Source organism: Ellagibacter isourolithinifaciens, assembly GCF_008831035.1.
Classification (GTDB): domain Bacteria; phylum Actinomycetota; class Coriobacteriia; order Coriobacteriales; family Eggerthellaceae; genus Ellagibacter; species Ellagibacter isourolithinifaciens.
Genome location: NZ_WAJR01000005.1, coordinates 65226 through 85281, shown reverse-complemented (window position 1 = coordinate 85281; position 20056 = coordinate 65226). Strand labels below are relative to the sequence as shown.

General features: G+C 61.8%; 14 protein-coding genes. 1 reads left to right on the top strand and 13 read right to left on the bottom strand.

Annotated features, from left to right (window positions below; all coding sequences use genetic code 11):
• Window positions 1-263: 263 nt before the first annotated feature.
• The 4 genes from F8C90_RS03475 to F8C90_RS03460 form a co-directional block, all read right to left on the bottom strand.
• A complete protein-coding gene (locus F8C90_RS03475) occupies window positions 264-1451 on the bottom strand; it encodes an MFS transporter (RefSeq protein WP_158049059.1) in 1188 nt (395 codons plus the stop codon).
• Between the two features lie 159 nt (window positions 1452-1610).
• Window positions 1611-2072: a VOC family protein gene (locus tag F8C90_RS03470; RefSeq protein ID WP_170264524.1), complete on the bottom strand. Its 462-nt coding sequence runs from the start codon at window positions 2070-2072 to the stop codon at window positions 1611-1613.
• Between the two features lie 115 nt (window positions 2073-2187).
• Complete coding sequence (locus tag F8C90_RS03465; protein WP_158049057.1) at window positions 2188-2934, bottom strand: 4Fe-4S dicluster domain-containing protein; 747 nt, start codon at window positions 2932-2934, stop codon at window positions 2188-2190.
• Between the two features lie 2 nt (window positions 2935-2936).
• On the bottom strand, window positions 2937-5435 hold the full coding sequence (locus tag F8C90_RS03460) for a molybdopterin-containing oxidoreductase family protein (RefSeq protein ID WP_158049056.1): 2499 nt from the start codon (window positions 5433-5435) through the stop codon (window positions 2937-2939).
• 278 nt (window positions 5436-5713) lie between these two features.
• Between F8C90_RS03460 and F8C90_RS03455 the strand changes: the two genes are divergently transcribed.
• Window positions 5714-6877, top strand: a complete 1164-nt coding sequence (locus F8C90_RS03455) for a Fic family protein (RefSeq protein WP_158049055.1) — start codon at window positions 5714-5716, stop codon at window positions 6875-6877.
• Window positions 6878-7095: 218 nt separating this feature from the next.
• Here the strand turns inward: F8C90_RS03455 and F8C90_RS03450 are convergent, their stop codons facing one another.
• From F8C90_RS03450 to recQ, 9 genes are all read right to left on the bottom strand, one after another.
• The gene (locus F8C90_RS03450; protein ID WP_158049054.1) at window positions 7096-7329 is read right to left on the bottom strand and encodes a hypothetical protein; all 234 of its coding nucleotides are present in this window, start codon (window positions 7327-7329) and stop codon (window positions 7096-7098) included.
• A gap of 105 nt (window positions 7330-7434) precedes the next feature.
• Window positions 7435-8949, bottom strand: coding sequence for an alanine/glycine:cation symporter family protein (locus F8C90_RS03445; RefSeq protein ID WP_158049053.1), 1515 nt, complete (start codon window positions 8947-8949; stop codon window positions 7435-7437).
• Between the two features lie 201 nt (window positions 8950-9150).
• Window positions 9151-10338 (bottom strand): ATP-binding protein, encoded by a 1188-nt coding sequence (locus tag F8C90_RS03440; RefSeq protein WP_246155768.1) that lies wholly within the window; start codon window positions 10336-10338, stop codon window positions 9151-9153.
• Between the two features lie 611 nt (window positions 10339-10949).
• Window positions 10950-12659, bottom strand: coding sequence for a phospho-sugar mutase (locus F8C90_RS03435; RefSeq protein ID WP_246155767.1), 1710 nt, complete (start codon window positions 12657-12659; stop codon window positions 10950-10952).
• Between the two features lie 89 nt (window positions 12660-12748).
• The gene (gatB, locus tag F8C90_RS03430) at window positions 12749-14326 is read right to left on the bottom strand and encodes an Asp-tRNA(Asn)/Glu-tRNA(Gln) amidotransferase subunit GatB (protein ID WP_158049052.1); all 1578 of its coding nucleotides are present in this window, start codon (window positions 14324-14326) and stop codon (window positions 12749-12751) included.
• 1 nt (window position 14327) lies between these two features.
• The gene (gatA, locus tag F8C90_RS03425; protein WP_158049051.1) at window positions 14328-15818 is read right to left on the bottom strand and encodes an Asp-tRNA(Asn)/Glu-tRNA(Gln) amidotransferase subunit GatA; all 1491 of its coding nucleotides are present in this window, start codon (window positions 15816-15818) and stop codon (window positions 14328-14330) included.
• Window positions 15818-16129 carry an Asp-tRNA(Asn)/Glu-tRNA(Gln) amidotransferase subunit GatC gene (gene gatC / locus F8C90_RS03420; protein ID WP_158049050.1) on the bottom strand — a complete coding sequence of 104 codons (312 nt, stop codon included), beginning with the start codon at window positions 16127-16129 and terminating at the stop codon, window positions 15818-15820. The genes gatA and gatC overlap by 1 nt, the downstream gene beginning before the upstream one ends.
• A 216-nt stretch (window positions 16130-16345) precedes the next feature.
• On the bottom strand, window positions 16346-17677 hold the full coding sequence (locus tag F8C90_RS03415; protein WP_158049049.1) for an MFS transporter: 1332 nt from the start codon (window positions 17675-17677) through the stop codon (window positions 16346-16348).
• Between the two features lie 441 nt (window positions 17678-18118).
• Window positions 18119-20053 (bottom strand): DNA helicase RecQ, encoded by a 1935-nt coding sequence (gene recQ / locus F8C90_RS03410; RefSeq protein WP_246155766.1) that lies wholly within the window; start codon window positions 20051-20053, stop codon window positions 18119-18121.
• Window positions 20054-20056 lie beyond the last annotated feature (3 nt).

Genomic DNA, 20056 nt, shown 5'->3' with positions numbered 1-20056 from the left:
AAAACGCTGAAGCGCCCGCCGTGGGATGCGGCGGGCGCTTCAGGCGCAAGCTTTCAGGGGAATCTTGCTTGCTTGTTGTTTGGTTACGCTGATGGCGGGTTCAACCTCCATGTGGGGGGAAACCGAGGCACCGCGCTCCCGACCAGCTCGCATGACGGTTGACCTGTGCGCGTGGGGGTACTCGCCTGGCGAACGGGGATTGTCGGGCCCGTCGCGGCAGGTTCGGCCTGCGCGTGGGGATACTCCTCAGGTCGAGTAAAGCCTTACTTGAACTTGCACAGGGCGAGGGCGCCCGTGCCGATGAGGCCGATGATGCACATCACGATGCCGGCGAACATCCACGAGGACATCTCGGGACCGAGGAGCATGGGGACGAGCCACGTGCCCAAAAACTGGCCCAAGCTCTGGACGAGCATGAGCACGCCCATGCCGATCGACATCAGCTCGGGGCGACCGAGGACGTTGATGTAGGAGGTCAGGCACATAACAGGTCCGCCGAGGCCGACAAGACCCATGACGATGGCGCCGACCCACATCAAAGGACCGGTCTGGGTGAGAAGAATCAGCGTGCACGGCCCCATGACGACCATGGCGAGCAGGTAGAGCGGCTTGCAGCGGCCCATCTTGTCGGAAAGCGAGCCGAACAGCGGTGAGGAGATGACCGCGAGCAGCATCGGCAGGGTGCTCACGAAGCCGGAGAGCGTGGGGTCGACGCCTTGCTGCTGCATGAACGTCGGCGCGAAGCCCAAAACGGCGAGCAGCGTCAGGTTGAACACGAGGAACGCGAAGAAGAACAGAAGGATGTTCGGCTTGACGAGCTCGGAGTAGCTCACCTTCTCCTCGGAAGCTTCGCCCTTGGGCGCATCAAGCGCCTCGCCGCCGGGGAACTTGACGATGACGGCAACGACAATCGCGAAGACGACGGCAACGGCTGCGTAGATAATCCACACGCCCACGAATCCGGTGGCGGCGTAGAGCGTCGGGGTCAGAACTCCGCCCAAGACGGATCCGAGGCAGACCCACAGGGCCCAGATGCCCGTCGCGGAGCCGATCTTGTCGGGAGCGACGTACTTCTGCACGGCCAGAGGACCGCAGATGGTGACGAAGATGAACGCCACGCCCTCGATCGCGCGGGATACGATGAGGATGGTGCCGTTGCCCGCGAAGGCGCCGATGAGCGAGCCGATTGCCACGACGACGGCTGCTGCGAGCAGCATCGTCTTCGGCCCGAACTTCTTGGCGAGTGCGCCCGTGGGAAGCGCCAAGATGATGCCCACGAAGGTGAAGATCGACATGAGCCACGAGGCGGACCCTGCGTCCATGCTCATCTTGGTCATGATGTCGCCCATGACGACGGGGACCTTGTACTGAACCGTCGCGATGGCCGTGCCGAACAGCAGCATGGCGATGGCTATGAGCGCCCAATTTGCGTATTTCTTGTTAGTGTCCATAGGAATTCCCTTCTCTTTGAGAAGTGCTGGGTCAAGATAGCTCCATCCCTTGCCCTTTGCGTTTGCAGGTATCCTGGCCCAACGTCTAATAGGGTTCTAATTAGGAGGGAATCGGGGAAGAGGACGAGGCAGCATTCGGCGCTCGCCCTCCGCCTAAGGTTAGAGTGGTTTGATATTGTCCTGGAGGACCTCGAAGCGCTCGCCGCCGGGCCCGCGGAAGAACATGATGCGCAGCTGCGTGCCAGCATCGCCGTACACGGTGAACAGGTCGTCGTTATCGGAACCAAGCGGGCGGTCGAATTCCAGCGGCGGGTCGAAGGGACCGGCCTCGATGGCTATGCCCTTCTCGCCCAGGAAAGCGACGAACTCGTCCATATTCGCGACGCGAAGCGCCAGGTGGTTCAAGCATTCGCAAGCTTTATTGCACGTCGTTTTGTCCTCGCACTCGAGCAGCTCTAACGCGGTGCCCATCCCCTTCATCCACGCCATCTTGAGCGGCTTGTCGCCCTCCATGGCGTCTGATCTGAAAAGGAGCTTGCAGCCGAGGACATCCTCGTAGAAAGCGATCGACTCGTCGATATCGCGACAGTAGATGCCAGCGTGTTGGAGTGTCAGTTCCATCTTAAACTCCATTCCGCCGCCCGAGGTCGAAGCGGGCGGCAATCGCTCGGCGGCTTGGGGAGTGCGGGCCGCGCACGTGCGATCCCGCACTCCCTCACCGCTGCTTAAAGGGGGATTAACCCTGGTCGCTCGAGGTGGCTGCCATGACCTCGGCAACCGTGGCGTTCTTCATGCGAAGCTCGGAGATGCACGCGACATCGGCATCGAACTCGGTGACGCTCGCGAGGTCACCCTCGAACACGTCGTCGGTGCCGGTGCGCGGCTTCGTCAGCTCGATGGCCTTCACGGCATCGTAAGGAATGAGCTGCTCCTTGGGGGGATTGGCCTTCGCGACCCAGTTCGGGTTGGTCAAAGTCGGGCTCGGCATGGTCTCGATCTGGCTCACGTTGCCGTACTTCTCGCGAAGCTCGTCGATCGGGCCGAAGTCGAGGGCGCGCATGGGGCACGATGCCACGCACAGCGGCAGCTGGTCGTTTTCCAGGCGGTCGATGCACATGGTGCACTTGCTCATCTTCGTACCCGGCTCGTCGCTGGCGAACTTGGGCGCGCCGTAGGGGCAGGCCTCGAAACAGTGGCGATCGCCTTTGCACTTGTCCTGGTCGATCAGGACGGCGCCGTACTTGTCTTCCTTAAAGATTGCGCCGTTTTCGCAGGCTGCAGCGCAGACGGGGTTGTCGCAGTGGCCGCAGTTGAAGGCGAGGATGCCGATCGAGGGGTTGGGGAAGCGCCCCTTCTCCCACATGTACACGCTCATCCACTTCTCGGGGCCGGGCGCGATGTCGTACCAGTCCTTGCATGCGACGGAGCATGCCTTGCAGCCATAGCAGCGGCTCTGGTCAAAGAAGAATCCGTACTGGGTCATGGTTATTCCCCTACCTTTCTGATCTCAACCAAGCCTGCCGTCAGCAGCGCGCCGACGATGTGCGGCAGATGGGTGTCGCCGATGAGCAAGTTGCAGTTGCCTGCGGTGTCGATGCCGTAGGGCATGAGCTTCGTCTTGCGGACGTGGTCGAACTTGGACCACTCGCCATGGGCGATGGAAACCGTACCGGGGAGCAGCTTGGAGGAAACGTATGCGGTGATCTCGACCTCGCCGAACTGGTTGTAGACCAGCACGCGGTCGCCCGTCTTGATGCCGCGGTCGGCGGCGTCTGCCGGGGACATACGAACCATGTGCTCGTAGCAGTCGCCCTTAAGCCAGGGGTTCTGGTCGTTGGCGGAGTGCTGGCGGTACGTGGAAACCGGCGTGACCATGGACAGCGGGTAGTTCTGTGTCCAGGGGTGGTAGTAGCTGTCGTTGGCGGGAAGGTCCTGATAGGTCGGCTGCCAACGCGGGTAGGCGTCGTAGAGTCCGCCGTAGCGCGTCTTGGTGAGGTCGTTGTTCTTGACATACGAGCTCTCGAACTCAATCTTGCCGGACGGGGTCTTGAACGGCGAGCGATCCCACTCAACGGTGTTCTTGAAGGGATAGAACCATTCGCCGGGTTCGCCGGGAACGCGCACGATCGGCAGCTTCACGAACTCCTCCCATGGGCGCGGCTCGATGCCGTTGTAGGCCAAGATGCCCGTCTCGTCTTTCGCCCATTCCTCGTAGGCGGGCTTGTAGATGCGCTCGATGACCTGCTCGTCCCACTCGCGCCAATCCGTGACGTCGAGCATCTTGGGGTTGTACTTGTCCGCGAAGCCGAGGCGGCGCGCCAGCTCCATCCAGACCCAGTCCTTCGAGCGAATCTCTCCCGGAGGGTTCACGCCCTTGCCGGCGAACAGGAAGTAGTTCATCATGCCTGACGGCGAGCCCCAGAAGCGATTGATGCCGAAGAAGTGCATGTCGGTCGACTCGAACTGGATGATCGGCGAGGGCAGCACGATGTCGAGGAACTCCATGGACGGCTGGTCGTTGAAGTACTGCCAACCCCAGGAGAATTCCATGTTGGCGAAGCCCTTCATGCGCTTGGAGACGTTGTGCTGGTTGTTGATGTAGTTGTTGGGGATGATGGCCATCTTCAGGCACGGCAGCGGGCTGTCGGGCGGGCAACCGATGCGACGGCGGAACTCGTCTTCGGTGATCTCGCCGGCCGCGTAGAGCTTCTGGCAGTGCATGAGCTCGGTCACCTTGTTGTTGTTGTTCGTGATCGGGTTGACGACATCGCCCGGAATCTGGCCCGTATTGGGGACAGGCGCGAAAATGCGAGGCTGGGTAACCAGGTTGGCGCCGCCGCCCTCGCAGCCGCCGGGGATGGAGAGGTTGCCGGTCATCGCCTGGAGCAGCATTGCGACTGCTGCAGCGTAGTCGCCCAGGTTGCGCTTGGAAACGCCGTACATCTGGTGGAGATGGACGGGCTTCATTTTCGCGTAGTAGCGCGCGAACTCGCGAATGGTCTCGGCGGGGATGCCGGTGATGGGCTCGGCCCACTCGGGATCGTGCACGACGCCGTCGACGTCGCCAACGATGTACTTGCGCCACTCCTCGAAACCCTCAGGCTCGACCCACTTGGCGACGTAGTCATGGTCGTAGAGGTCTTCGGTGTAGAGAACGTGTGCCACGGCCAGGCCGAACGCGGTGTCGGTGCCCGGGCGGATGGGAATCCACTGGGCGCCTAGGACCTCGGCGCTCACGTTGTATACGGGGTCGATGAGGATGAATTTGCAGCCGCGCTCCTGTGCTAGCTTCATGTAATACGGCACCATGCCGAACCAGGAGACCATCGGGTCGAAGCCCCACAGGACTACGAGCTTGGAGTTCAAAAGGTCAGGTGCCTCGAATCCTGGATAGGCATCGGAGGTGCCCTTGATCAGGCAGTCTGTCAGGCGAACGCCCAGATGGAAGTCTTCTGCGGCGGCGCTACCGGAAGTGGAGTGGTCGCCCCAGCCGGTGATGGTGCCCGGCATGTACGACGCGAACGGGAAGTCGGAGCTCTCGAACGCAACGTAGTAGCAGTAGTACAGCCAGGGATGGTCGGGGTTCTCCTTCGCCATGACGCGCATCTTCTCGGCGATGGTGTCGAGCGCCTCGTCCCAGGAAATGCGCTCGAAGTGGCCGCGGCCGCTGCCTTTCTCCCCCACGCGCTTCATCGGGTAGAGCAGGCGGTTCTCGGAGTAGAGTTCTTGGCGCCACGCATGACCCATCGGGCACGCGCGGGCCTGCAACATGCCGGTCTGGACGGCGTTCTCGTCGTCATCTTCGCGTGCGATGCCCGCGTTCACGGAATCATCGGGCTCGATCGAGACAACTTTGCCGTCTTTGATGCCGCACTTGATCAAACACGTGGCATCCCAGCAGCCGTTGTTGTGGCACGTGGTGTAGAAGTAATCGACACCCTCGTGACGCTCGTTGTACTTCTCGACTAACGAATCTCTTGACATGGCCCCTCCTTCTCCATAGGAAACTAGCTCGCTTAGAGCTGCCGCGTCCTCCATGCGCGGCTCCCGAGATGATTCTGCAGGGCGCGATAGGTGTCTGCATAGGGCGTTTCCGTTTCCCGTGAAAGCGGACACGTTTCAGTCGTGTAATGTTTCTGAATAGTGGGAATTCAGGACAATCGTGTCCCCAATTTGAGACAGCAAGAACTAATTTCCCACCTCACGCCTGCTGGCTGCTATATTATCCTTGCAGGGGACATACATGATTTCGAGGGGGAATCATGGACTACTTCAAGCCGTTCTCGGCTGACACGCAAGCGGCGTTCTTCAGTGCCGAGGCGGAGATGATCCGCTTCGGAGAGCGGGCGGCGCAGCTTCCGCATGCCGAATATCTGAAGAACACGCTGCTCGCGATCGACGCCGTGTTCGCCATCCGCATGGTCCACGACATCGCGCTTCCGCCCGTGCCGCTGATCGTTCTTTTTGACGTCGCGGGTTGGAAGTTCGACAACGATGTCGAGCGATGCCTCGCATCGATGCGGTCGATGCTGCGGTTGCCTGAGGAGACGAGTGGCACTGTCATCGAGGCCCTGCACTACATGCAGGCGCTCGAGTGGGTCTCGAGCATCGCGAAGCCCGGCTTCGAGGCGACGCTGGAAACGGTCGTGCGGCTCAACGAGATCCTGCTCTTCGGCGTCAACTCCGACGAGCGCGCCCACGGTTTCAGGAGGACCTATCTGCCGTACAAGAAAGGCTCGGTGCCGCTTGAGATCCCTCGCGAGATGAGGAAGCTGTGCGAGTTTTGCAACGGCGAGTACTTCTCCCCCTTGGGCCAGGCGTCGGTGATCCACCATGCCTTCGAGCGCATCGTGCCGTTCGACTCCATGATCGACCGGACCGGCCTGCTGTTCGCGTTCATGCCCATGTTCAGGCGCGGCCTTTTCGCGAACGATCTCATGGTTCCCATCTGCTGGGGCGCGTCTTTGGAGTGGGAATACCGAAGGACCCTAAAGGATGCGAGCCGCAAGGAGCTCACAAGCGAGAGCCACAAAGTCTACAAGGAGCAGTGGGCCTTCTATAATGCGCGCAACACCTCGATGGGCGTCGTCATCGCCAACATGTTCATCTCGAAGGTGAGCAAGCTTCGCAATAGTTGGAGGTCGCGCGGGCTGAAGATCCCCGCGAACTCGGCGACCGACAGGCTGCTCGATTTGTTCTTGGCCGTTCCCCAGCTGGCAACGCGGCACGCCGCCAGCTGTATTGGGAAAAGCTACGGTGCCACGAACGAGGCGATGCACCAGCTGGTCAGGGCGGGCATCGTGAAGGAAGTCGCCATCGACAACCGCGAGCGCGTTTTCGTGTGCGATCAGTCCGCCGCGCTGATTGCGGACTTCGTGGATAACCTGGAGAAGATGGGCGAAGCCGCCGCGGAGCCAGGCGAATAGTGCCTGGGGCGCACGTCCACGTCGGCGACTGCGCTGCTCTCGTCGAGCACGGCAATCTTCGTTGCCGTGGAGCCTATGCCGACGCCTATGCCGAGCATGTCTTTCCCCTTCGCATTCTGGAAAGACTTACCGTCGATGCCGTCACGCAAAGCGGGGGCCGCCGCATGCCTGCGGCAGCCCCCGCTTTCGGTCTGCTGGTGATTGAAGCGCGTGATGGGCTACTTTGCGGCCTCGCCCGTCGAGTCGCTGTGGAAATTCGAGTAACCGCCCACGGCGTTCGCGTTGAAGCGACCCTCGGTCTTCGAGAAGAACACCTGCGTTACCATGAGGTCTTTGATGGTGACGCCGACGGCGCCCATGGCCTCTTTCTGGTTTTTCCCCTCATCGAGGAGCGCGTTGAGCACTTCGGCCTTTTTCGAGGACTCCAGAGCCATGAATTCTGCACGATCCATTGTCAGCCTCCCTTGATACGGCGCGAGCAATATGCGCCTTAAATTATAAGAACTGGAGCCCTTTCGTTTAAGGATGTTTCCGTTTCCCGATAGTTCGGGAATAACCTATTTCAGGCCGACGTAATCGGTCTCGATCGCCTCGTCGAGGTATTCCTTCACGGGCGGCTCGCCGAAGTCGCGCACCTCCTCAAGATGCCAGCAGTCGGTTTTCGGCATGCCGGGAATGCTGTCAGCGACGAAGACGGGGTCCTTGCCTGCCTTGCGCTGCGCCGAATAATCGTCGAGCGCGGCAAGCGCCCATTTGCCGAGCAGCAGGATCGCGATGAGGTTCATGATCGCCATGAGGCCCATGAAAATGTCGGCAAGGTTCCATGCCAGATCGAAGCTGTTCGTGGCGCCGTAGAAGATGACGAGCAGGCACACGATGCGGAAGACCGTGAGCAGCGCCTTGCTATCGCCTTTGATAAAGCGCAGATTGCTCTCGGCGTAGAAGTAGTTGCCGATGAGGCTCGAGTACGCGAACGCGAAGATAGCGAACGTGATGAAGTGGATGCCCGCCTCGCCGACGGAGTTGTTCACGGCCATCTGCACGAGCGGCATGCCGTTGAGGTTCGCGGCGGCTGCGGGGTCCTGCACGTAGAACACGAGCACCATCATCGCCGAGCAGGTGCAGATAAGCAGCGTATCGATGTAGACCGACAGGCTCTGCACAAGGCCCTGCTTCACTGGATGGGACACGCTTGCGGTGGCGGCGGCGTTCGGTGCGGAGCCCATGCCGGCCTCGTTGGAGTACAGGCCGCGCTTGATGCCGAGCATGACGACCGATCCCGCGAAGCCGCCGAAGATCGACTGGAAGTCGAATGCGGAGGAGAAGACGAGCGCGAAGACTTGGGGCAGCCAGGTGATGTTGGTGATGGTCGTCCAGAGCGCGATCGCGATGTAGGCGATGGCCATGATGGGAACCACGATCGACGTGATGACGCTGATGCGCTTCGTTCCGCCGAAGATGACGGCGGCGGTCATCACGGCGAGCACGATGCCCGACGCGATGGCGGCCTTCGGCATGGCCTCGCCGGGCAGGTAGTACTCGAGCGCGCTCGTGGCGTTGAACGCCTGCAGGCCGTTAAAGCCGAAAGCGAAGCACAAGATCAACAGCACGGAGAACAGCACGCCGAGACCGCGGCTGCCGAGCGCCTGGTGGATGTAGTATGCGGGGCCGCCGCGGAACTCGCCGTCCTTGCCGCGCACCTTCCAGATCTGCGCGAGCGTGGACTCGATGAACGCGGAGGCTGCACCCACGATGGCCATAAGCCCCATCCAGAACACAGCGCCCGGGCCGCCGGTAGCAAGAGCAGTGGCGACACCTGCGATGTTACCCGTGCCCACGCGGCTCGCGGTCGATACCATGAGCGCCTGGAACGACGAGATGGAGCGCTTCCCTTCGACATGTTTCTTTTCGGTGATCTGGGTGAACATGTCTTTGATGTAGCGAATTTGCACCGCCTTGGTGCGGATGGTGTAGTAGATGCCCACGATGACGAGCAGGGCGAGCAAGATGTAGGTGTACAGAAAGCCGTCGATCTGCCCGCTGACGTCGACGAGCCACGCGTTGAAGTCCATGTGTGCCTTTCCCCTGATAATCCCAACCAAGTTATTGCGCGGGCAGTGTCGCCGTTGCGCGATAAGAATTTACATAATACTGCAATTTCGCGAGAAAGTATGCGACGACGTCAGGCGTTTTGCGGTAGTGAATAGGCGCCCTGCGTAAACCGTGTGCGAGATGCGTGCGGTTGCCTGCGGGCTTTGCTCCAGCGATTCAACCTAAAAGAGAGGCACTTTCCCTCGTAGAAAGTCTTCGAGGGGAGTATTCCGATCGCCAACAATTATCGGGCGTGCCTTCGGATAGGCTTTGCAGAATGCCCCCATGCCGCTTTTGCTTACGCGCCCGCTTTTCACTTCGATTGCGGTGATATTGCGCGCCCGCCTTAGGACAAAGTCAACCTCCAAGTCGCCTTCGCGCCACCAGTAAAGGTCGAAGCCGTCTAACGCCGAGCGTGCGATAAGGTATGCACCGACCGCCGTCTCAACGAGATGTCCGTAGAGGTCTGGGTCTTCGAGGAGGCTTCCCTTTCCGTGCCACATCGAGGTCATGAGTGCGGGGTCGTGAACCATCAACCGTGGTGAAGAGGCTTTTGCCCTTATAGGCTTGTCGTCAAATTTCTGTAGGCCACTTATCATCCCTGCTCCTGACAGGAGGTCGAGGTAGTGTTTGATGGTGTCGGTGTTGCCCTTGTCGTCGAGCTGGCCGAGTATCTTTCGATACGACAGCTCTTGCGCAGAGTATTGCGCTCCGAGCTCGAAAAGTGCGCGCATCAACGCAGGCTTTCTTACGTTTTCCATCTGTAAAACGTCTCGCGAAATCGTCGACTCGACGATGGAGTCTCGCATGTATTCGCGCCAGCGGTCTTCGTCGCTCTTGAGAATCGCGGCACCAGGGTATCCACCGAATTCGAGATAGTCGGAAAGGTTGTAGCCGAACGCTTCGGACATTTCGGACAGACTCCAATGCGTTGAACGCAGAAGTTCATATCTTCCTGCCAGCGACTCGGAAAGACCACTGCCGATAAGCAAGCTTGATGAGCCTGATAGAATTACCAAAAGCGGAGTATCGTTCCAGCTATCCTCATCCCACAGCCGCTTAACGGTTTGCGACCACTGGGCAACTTTCTGTATTTCGTCAAGGACGAGTACCGCTTTTGCGCCTGGCTCTGTCATGTTTCTTGCTTGGCGCCATTCCAGCTCGATCCAATCGGCTCCTAGCTCGATTGCGCTGTCCGCGCTCGCAACTCGAACAGGCAATCCCGCCGCTTTGACAGCCTGCTTGATTGCTGTGGTTTTGCCAGTTTGCCGAGGCCCCATAACGACCTGGATGAACGAGCGAGGCTCGCGGAGTCGTTCTTCGAGTGTTCGCGACAGCTCTCTTCTAAACATATTCATCCCATCTATCATTATTGCTAGATAAAGCTATCAAAAATGATAGCTTTATCTAGCAATAATGAAAAGAGGAGATTCAACTTAGCTTATTGTGAAATATAACAAAAGCCGAGCGTGCGGAGGTGCAGCGCAATCGGTATTATTCTCCTCGCAGCACGGCGTAGGCCTCTGAAGGTGAGCGATCGCACGCCGGTTTAAAAGTTTTTGAGACGCGGTGCCAGGGAGCGATTCGCTATGCGAGCCTCGCTGAAAACGTCTTGTCGGGGGACAAAAATCGGCGATATGTGAGTCGAAATCTGACGGCGGGGAGGACTCTTCTCTCTTCGCTCTACGTTTGCCCAGCTCGGAATTGATGGAGAAAAGTTAGTAAAAGGAAACTCCTCACATATCGATGATTTTTGTCCCACGCGGCCTCGTTTTCGGCGAGATGGGGTGAAGGGAAAAAGCCCAATGGCGTCCCCTAAGCGAAGCGATTGCAGGGGCAGCAGCCCTTGCGGTAAACGTGCTCCGGACTGGGAAGCCCCCGCATCTTCTTTACTGCGGCCTCGTATGAGCAGCTTGTTCCTTGTCGCTGCATAGGGCCGCGGCGACGCAATTTGCGGCTCCGCGCCTTCCCCGCTGCGGCCTTATGCAAGCAGCTTGCGGCCTGAAGCCTCGATACTATCGAGCAGTGCCTCGGCGCCTTCTCGCGTGTTGTCTTTCGCGAACACGTAGAGCTTGATTTTGGGCTCGGTGCCGCTCGGGCGCACGATGGCCTTGTTGCCGCCCGCCAGGCGGAACTCGACGACGTTCGCGGGTGGAAGCCCCGTTCCCGCGTCTTCGTAGTCGACGACGCTCTCGACGGCGAGGTCGGCAACCTCGCTCGGCGCCTCCGCTCGCAAGCGCTCCATGATTGCCGCCATCGCGGCAGCCCCCTCGGCGCCGGGGTACGACACTGACACGGTGCGGTTGAGCCAGTACCCGTGCTCGGCGTACAGGTCGCGCATCGCGTCCGCGAGGTTTTTCCCTTGCAGCTTGTAACTCTGCGCCATCTGGCAGATGAGCAGGCTTGCGTTCACGGCGTCCTTGTCGCGCACATGATCACCCGAGAGGTATCCGTAGCTCTCCTCGAAGCCGAAGATGAAGCGGTCGGCCTGCCCCTCGTCGGCGAGTTCGGTGATGATGTCGCCGATGTACTTGAAGCCAGTCAGGCAACGTCGCAGCTCAAAGCCGTATTTTGCAGCGAGCGCATCGACCATCGCGCTCGACACGATCGTGGTGACGGCCACTTTTTCGGCAAGGTTCTCGTCGCGTTCGGCTCTCATGCGGCAGATGTAATCGAGCAGCAGCACGCCCATCTCGTTGCCCGTGAGCAGAAGGTAGTCCTCACCATCCTTCACGGCAACGCCCACGCGGTCGGCGTCGGGGTCGGTCGCGAGCAGCAAATCGGGGTGCACGCGCTCGCAAAGCTCGATGCCCTTTTGCATCGCCTCGCGAATCTCAGGGTTGGGATACGGGCAGGTGGGGAAATCGCCGTCGGGGTCGCGCTGCTCGGGGACGACAGTAATGTCGGTGACGCCTGCGCGCTCGAGCACGGTTGTCACGGGGACGAGTCCTGTACCATTGAGCGGGGAATACACGAGCTTCAAGGGTGCCTTCGCGACCTCGTCAGCGCTTAGGTTGCTTACCGATTTTGACAGGACCGCGTCATAGTAGCGCTCGAGCACCGCGTCGTCGATCCAGGTGATGTCGCCTTTTGCAAGCGCGGCGTCGAAGTCGACGGACTTCACCCCGGAGAAGATGTCGGTGCCCTCGATCGCTGCCGAGATAGCGGCTGCGGCCTCGCTCGTTATCTGGCAGCCGTCGGGTCCATAGGCCTTGTAGCCGTTGTAGGCGGCGGGGTTGTGACTCGCCGTCACGCATACGCCGCCCGAGCAGCCCAGGTCGCGCACGGCCCACGAAAGCGTGGGAACAGGGGAAATGCGCGGGTACACGTACGCGTGCACGCCGTTCGCCGCGAAGATGGCCGCTGCCGTGCGCACGAAGAGCTCGCCGTTGTTGCGGCTGTCGCGCGCGATGGCGACGCTCGGGTTCTCGAAATGTGCGTTCAGGTAGTCGGCGAACCCCTGTGTGGCGCGTCCCACGGTGTAGACGTTCATGCGGTTCGTGCCCGCGCCGAGCGTGCCTCGAAGGCCCGCCGTCCCAAAGGAGAGGTCCTGGAAGAAAGCGTCGGTGAACGCAGACTCGTCCCCTGTTTCGACAGCTTCCTTCATGCGGGAAAGCTCGGCGGCAAGGTCGGGCTCCGTCACGTTTTCGATCCATCGCGCCATTTCGGCATGCATATCGCGCGCGTTCACTTCTGCTCCTTCTTGTACGCGCCGCGCCCGAGGAAAGCCCCCGGGCGCGGTGTTCGGTGTGTTACGTTGGGGGCCCTGTGCGCCGGACCCTACTCCGCGAGCTTCTTCGCGAGAAGCTGGTTGATGACCTTGGGATTGCCCTGGCCGCGCATCTGCTTCATGCACTGGCCGACGAAAAACCCGATGACCTTGGTGTTTCCGTCCTTGTAGCGCGCCACTTCGTCGGGGTTCGCGGCGATGACGGCATCGACGACGGCCTCGATCGCGCCCGTGTCGGACACCTGCTTCATGCCGCGCTCCTCCACGATGGCCGCAGGGTCTTTGTCCTCGTCCATGACGGCGGCGAAGACCTCTTTGGCCTGCTTGGAGGAGATGGCATCCTCGGCGAGCAGTCCGACGAGCTCGACAGCGCGCGCGGGGGAAAGCGGGCTGTCGGCGAGGTTGGCGTCCTCGTTCGCGTTCTGCCAGCCAGCAATGTCGTTGATGACCAGGTTGGCGACGGGTTTGGCGAGCTTTTTCGCGCCTGCTCCCGCGGCTTCCATGCACTTCTCGAAGAAGCTGGCGGTTTGCTCGCCTTCAACTAGCTGGCGAGCATCGTATACCGACAGTCCGAACTGCTCGGCGAAGCGCGCTGCCTTCTGGTCGGGAAGCTCGGGCAGCTTGGCGCGGACGCCCTCGATGAACTCGTCGGTGAGGTCGTAAGGCGCCAAATCGGGCTCGGGGAACAGGCGGTAGTCGTCAGCGGTCTCTTTCACGCGCATGACGATGGTGTGTTTCATCGTGGGGTCCCAGTGGCGCGTTTCCTGGTAGATCTGTCCGCCCTCTTCGAGCACCTCCGCCTGACGGCAGATTTCGTAGGCCAAGCCGTCGTGGAGGTTTTTGAAGGAGTTCATGTTCTTGAGCTCGGTCTTCACGCCGAGCTTGGTCGACCCGCGGCGGCGCAGACTGACGTTGCCGTCGCAGCGCATGGAACCTTCCTCCATCGAGCAGTCGGAGATGCCGATGGCGAGGAAGATCTGGCGCAGCTTCTGCATGAACAGGCGCGCCTCCTCGGGCGTGCGCAGGTCGGGCTCGGTGACGAGCTCGATGAGCGGCGTGCCCGCACGGTTGTAGTCGACAAGGGAATGCGTGGCGCCCGCGATACGGCCCTCGTCGCCGCCGATGTGGATCATCTTGCCCGCGTCTTCCTCCATATGGATGCGCGTGATGCCCACGTGCGCCGTGTAGCCGGTGTCGGTCACGGTGACGTTCTCGTAAGTGTCGCCTGCGCCAAGGCCCGCGATGTCGGTGCGCTCCTTCGCCGCCGGGCCGTCGACGTCGAGGTCGAGGTGGCCGCGCATGCAAAACGCCACGGGCCCCTGCGTGGTTTGAAAGTTCTTCGCCATGTCGGGGTACATGTAGTTCTTGCGGTAGAACATGGAGTGCTTCTCAATGTCGCAGTTCGTGGCGAGGCCCGCGAGCACGATCGACTCGATGGCGGCCTTGTTCGGCACGGGAAGGGCGCCGGGCAGACCCAGGCACACGGGGCAGGTGTGCGTGTTGGGCGCGGCGCCGAACTCCAGCTTGCAGCCGCAGAACATCTTCGTGGTAAGGGTGGTGAGCTCGGTGTGGATTTCCAGGCCGATGACCGCTTCCCAATCTTGCAATACTTGCTCGAGCTTCTTCACGCTACTCGCCTGCCTTTCCGTCCGAGAATTCGGGCGCCACGGGTGCGGTGCCGTATTCCTTCTCGAGCGCCATCGCGACGCGGAACATGTTCTCGTCCTTGAACTGGGGCGACATTAGCTGAACGCCGATAGGCAGGCCGGTTTCGCGCCCTAGGCCGCAGGGCATGCTCATGCCGCCGTTGCCGGCGATGTTGAGCGAGATGGTGAACACGTCGGAGAGGTACATCGTCGCGGGATCGGAGATCTCGCCGAACTTGAACGCCGTGCGCGGGCTTGCGGGTGCCAGGATGACGTCGCATTTCTCGTAGGCGCTCGTGTAGTCCTGCGTGATCAGCGTGCGGACCTGCTGCGCGGGATAGTAGTACTTCTCGTACACTCCCGAGGAGAGCAGGTAGCTTCCCAGCATGATGCGGCGCTTGGCCTCGGGGCCGAAGCCCTTCGCGCGGCTCGATTCGTATTGGCCGCCCAAATCCTTGTGGCCCTCGTCGCACAGGCCGTAGCGCACCGAGTCGAAGCGAGCGAGGTTCGAGAACGCCTCGCAAGGGCCGAGCACGTAATAGGCGCTGATCGCCGCGTCGACGTGCGGAAGCTCGACCTCGACGAGCTCGGCGCCGGCGGCTTCAAGCTTGGCGGCCGCTTCTAGGGTGCGCTCGCGGACCTCCGCCGTAAGGCCGTCCGCTTCCATGAACTCCTTCACGATGCCTATGCGCATGCCGGCGACATCTTGCTTGCAGGCGGCGCGGAAATCGGCTTTCACCTGCTGCGATGTGCAGTCAAGCTCGTCGTGGCCGCAGATGGCGTCCATGACCGCCGCCGCGTCCTCCACGCTGCGCGCGAAGGGCCCCACCTGGTCGAGCGAGCTGCCGAAGGCCACCACGCCGTAGCGCGAGACCATGCCGTAGGTGGGCTTCACGCCGACGATGCCGCAGAAGCTCGCGGGCTGGCGGATCGACCCGCCCGTGTCGGAGCCGAGTGCGACGCAGGTTAGCCCTGCGGCGACCGCTGCGGCAGAGCCGCCTGAGGAGCCGCCCGGCACGCGGTCGAGGTCCCAGGGGTTGTGCGTGGGGCCGAACGCCGAGGACTCGGTGGAGCTGCCAAAGGCGAACTCGTCCATGTTGAGCTTGCCCAAGGGGATGCATCCCGCGTCGATCGCGCGCTGCACGCACGTGGCCGTATAGGGGGACACGTAGTTTTCCAGCATGTGGGAGGCGCAGGTGGTGTGCGTGCCTTCCTGGTTCATGTTGTCCTTGAAGGCACACGGAATGCCGGCGAGAGGCCCAAGCTCGTCGAAGGAGCCCGCGGCGATTGCGGCGTCGACGCGGTCGGCTGCGGCGTATGCGGCCTCCTCGGTGAGCTCGAGGAACGCGTGGACCTTCTCGTCAGCGGCCTTCACGTGCGCAAGCGACTCCTGCGCAACCTCGCGCGCCGTGAAGTTGCCCGCGCGCAGGCCGGCCTGGATTTGGGCGATGCCCATGTCGGTGGAGAATGCCATTAGCGATCGCCCCCTTCGCCTAAGATGGACGGGATGAGGAAGCTGCCGTCCTGCTGCTTGGGTGCGTTCTCAAGCGCAACTTCCTGCGTGAAGCTTTCACGCTCGGTGTCTTCGCGCATGACGTTCGAGAGGCTTCCGATTGGGTGGAAGGTGGGCGTAACGCCATCGAGGTCGAATTCGGTGATGGGCTTCAAGGTGTCGATGATGCTGTTCAGGTCGGTTGTCATCTGGACAAGCTCATCGTCGGTGAGCCCGATGCGCGCGTAAGTGGCGATATCGCGCACGTCGCGTTCGGTAAGATGTTGGGTCATGAAAGCGTCCTTTCGTGCATATCTCCGAAATGATAGCAAAGGACGGGCCCGTTGCGGCTGGCAAGAACGCGAAGTCACCCGTTCTTAACAGCCGCGGCGCTCGGAGGTCGGTCTGCTGGCTTGAGGGCCGCCCTCCGAGCGCCAGCGCGCTCGTCGCTTTCCGGCGAGCGCGTCGACTTGCGGGAAAGCGACGAGCGGTGCCTTCCGAAAAGCTCCCTAGCGTTCGTAATCCATGTCACGGCTTTCCTTGAAGAATGCGAGCGCGACGAGCGAGACCACTGCCATGCTGGCGAGGTAGAGGCCCACGGCGCCCAGGCCGAAGTTCATGACGAGTGCGCTTGCGATGGTCGGGGCGAACGCGCCGCCCACGATCGCGGCGAGGTTGTAGGAAAGGCCGGCGCCCGAGTAGCGCACGTTCGCGGGGAACAGCTCGGGCAGATACGACCCGCACGGGCCGAACACCGCGCCCATGCACACGAAGCCGACGCAGAGAAACGCCATGACGCCCGCAACGGTGCCGCTTCCGAGAAGCAGCGGGCTCACCAGGCCGAACACAAGCGTTGCTGCGGTCGCGACCACGAGTACCGGCTTGCGGCCGCGGCGGTCGGCGCAAAGGCATCCCACCACGATGAACGCGGCGAAGAAGAACACGGCGATAAGCTCGAAGCCGAGGTACTGCGGCTGAGAGAAGCCGAGCGTGGAGACGCCGTAAGAAAGCGACCAGGTGCCGAGCAGGTAGAACAGCGTGTAGGTGATGCTCACCGCGCAGGTGCCCAAAACGACGCGCTTCCAATGGTGGCGAAGGTCGAGCAGCGGGGTCTTCGAGACGCGGTCCTCGGCGGCCGCCTTCTGGAAGACGGGCGTCTCGGCCATGCGCAGGCGCACGACGAGGCCGACGACGACGAGGAAGATGGAAAGCAAAAACGGGATGCGCCAGCCGAACGCGACCATCTGGTCGGTCGTGAGCACGGTGTCGAGCACGAGGTTCACGCCGTAAGCGCAGAAGAACCCGATCGGCGCGCCAAGGTTCGGGAAGCTGCCGTAGAGCGCGCGCTTGCTCTTCGGCGCGTTCTCCGTCGCCACGAGCGCCGCGCCCGACCACTCGCCGGCAAGTCCAACGCCCTGGAACGCGCGGCAGGCGCACAAAAGGACGACTGATGCGGGGCCAAGGACGTCATACCCTGGCAAAAGGCCGACGACAAATGTTGCGATGCCCATCATCATAAGTGCTGCGACCAGGGTTTTCTTGCGTCCGAGCTTGTCGCCGAAGTGCCCGAACAAAAGCGAGCCGAACGGACGCGCCAGAAACGACACAGCGAAGGTGACGAAGGCGAGCAGCGTCGCCAAGACGGGGTTCGATTTCGCGACGTCGGTGAAGAAGATGAGGCCGAAATAGCTCGCCGCCGCAATGGAATAGCAGTAGTTGTCGTAGAACTCGATCGCGGTGCCGACCATCGACGCCGCGACGACCTCCGCCGTCGAGTTCTTCTTTTTCTCCTGAGGCTTTGCCCCGAAGGGCAGAGCGCTCGCCGTTGCCGTGCTTGACATGATCTGCTCGCTCGCTTTCTCTCGCATGTCCTTGATACGCAAATTGCTTGAAAGCGGGCGGCTGTTTGGGAAAGCGGCGGTGAAAAATCGCAAGGGTGCGAATGATAAGCATCTGCGGAGTAAATAAAAAACCGGAGGCGTTTTCTCAAACAGCCTCCGGCTTCAATGCACCATCAGCTGCCCGATTTGGGTTCGGGCAGCTGACAAACAAGCAACCCGAGCCCTAGATAATCAGGCTCATAATTCGAATGGTATGCATGTTCGTGCTGGTCAACGTATCTCCTTTGAAGTGGCACCAATCGATGCCTCCGTTCGACGCGCCCCTTTGGCCCGTCGGCGGCATCTATCATCGTCCAATTCGCTCAGGAGTCAATGCATGGGAATATTTCGTCACAGACCCTTCACTTTTCGAATGCGGTGAATGCCGAGAGGGCTTGCGGCCTAACGGTTCTCGAAGGCGGCGATCTCGGCGAGGAACGCCTCCCCGTAGCGCAGAAGCTTCGTCTGCCCGACGCCGTTCACCTCGAGGAACTCATCCTCGGTCTGTGGAAGGCGGGCGCACATGTCGCGAAGCGTCGCGTCGGAGAAGACCATGTAGGGAGCGATTCCCTGCTCGCTTGCAAGTTGCTTGCGCAGCACGCGCAGGCGTTCGAACAGTTCGCCGGGCGCGCCGTCTGCCGCAGCGCTTGCACTCCTCGTGCCGCTCGAGCCGAACGCGTGCCCGCCGCCTGCGCCAGCCCGCCCGCTCTTTCGTGCCGTGCGCTTCATGAAGAGGAAAAACTCGGGCGTCGCCGCCACGCGAAAGTTCGGGCCGAACCCCACCTTGGGGAACTTCCCCTCCGAGACGTCGAGGTACCTGCCTGCGACCAGGAGCTCTATCACGTCTTTCACATGCGCTGCGGATGCGTGGGAAAGCGCGCCGTAGGCGTTCGCGCGATCGAGCCCGAACGATAATACCTTCTCGCTTTTTGAGCCGCGCAGCACGTCGGCTACCATCCCCTTGCCCCATTCGCCGCGAAGCTCCTGCACGCAGCGCATGACCGCGCGCGCCTCGCCCGTCACGTCGATGCGCTCGAAGCCGCCTTCGCAGTTGCCGCAGTTCCCGCACTTCGCAGGGCCGCCCGCCGCAACTTCTTCCCCGAAGTAGCGAAGCAGGTACTCGCGCAGGCAGCCGCAGGTCATGCAGTAGCCCTCCATCGCCGCGAGCATGCGCCGGCGCGTCTGGCGCACGGCCTCGGCCTCTTCTGGCGAAAGCTCCTCGTTGGCCGATTCCTGCTCGATGAAGAAGCGGCAGGTGGAAAGGTCCTTTTCGCTCCAGAAGAGCAGGCACTCCGAGGGCAGACCGTCGCGTCCCGCGCGGCCGGCTTCCTGGTAATACGCCTCGATCGAGGCGGGCATATTGTGATGGAGCACGTAGCGCACGTTCGACTTGTCGATGCCCATGCCAAATGCGTTCGTCGCGACCATGACGGGCGCATCGTCGCAGATGAACGCCTGCTGGTTTGCCGCGCGCTCGGCAGCGGGGAGCCCGGCATGGTAGCGCGTTGCGCGCACGCCTGCCGACACGAGTGCATCGCACACGGCCTCGGTGTCCTTCCGGGTCGAGCAGTACACGATGCCCGAATCCTCTGTGTGCTCCAAGGCGTATGCCGCGATCCGGGCGATCTTGCGCTTGGGCTCCGCGCGCTCGACGGCGAAGTGCAGGTTCGGACGGTCGAACCCGGTGACGATACGGTAGGGGTCGGACAGCCCGAGCAGGCGCACGATGTCGTCGCGAACGCGCTCGGTGGCCGTCGCTGTGAGCGCGCAGACGGCGGGGCGTGCGGACAGCTTCGCGATGAAGGCGCCGATTTGCAGATACGAAGGGCGGAAGTCTTGGCCCCACTGCGACACGCAATGGGCCTCGTCGACGGCGATGAGCGCTATGCGTGCGTGGCTCGCAAAATCGACGAAGCGCGCATCTTCGAGCCGTTCGGGTGCTACATATACGATGTCGAACTCGCCTGCTCGCGCGCGCTCGATCACGCGGCCCTGGGCCGCAGGCGACAGCGTCGAGTTGAGGTACGCCGCGTGCACTCCTGCCTGCACGAGCGCGCGGACCTGGTCGCCCATAAGCGACACGAGCGGCGAGACGACGATCGCGACCCCGGGCAAGACGATGCTGGGGATTTGGTAGCACAGCGACTTTCCTGCGCCCGTCGGCATGACGGCGAGCGCATCGCGCCCGGCGAGAATAGCCTCGATCACGCTTTTCTGCCCCAGCCTGAAGTCCTCGTAGCCGAAGCAATCCCTCAGCGCGCGGCGGGCGTCATCGAGCGCCGGCGCCGGCAAGGCGTCGGGGGCGCTTGGCGGGGTGCGGCCGGTATCCTCGTCCACGGC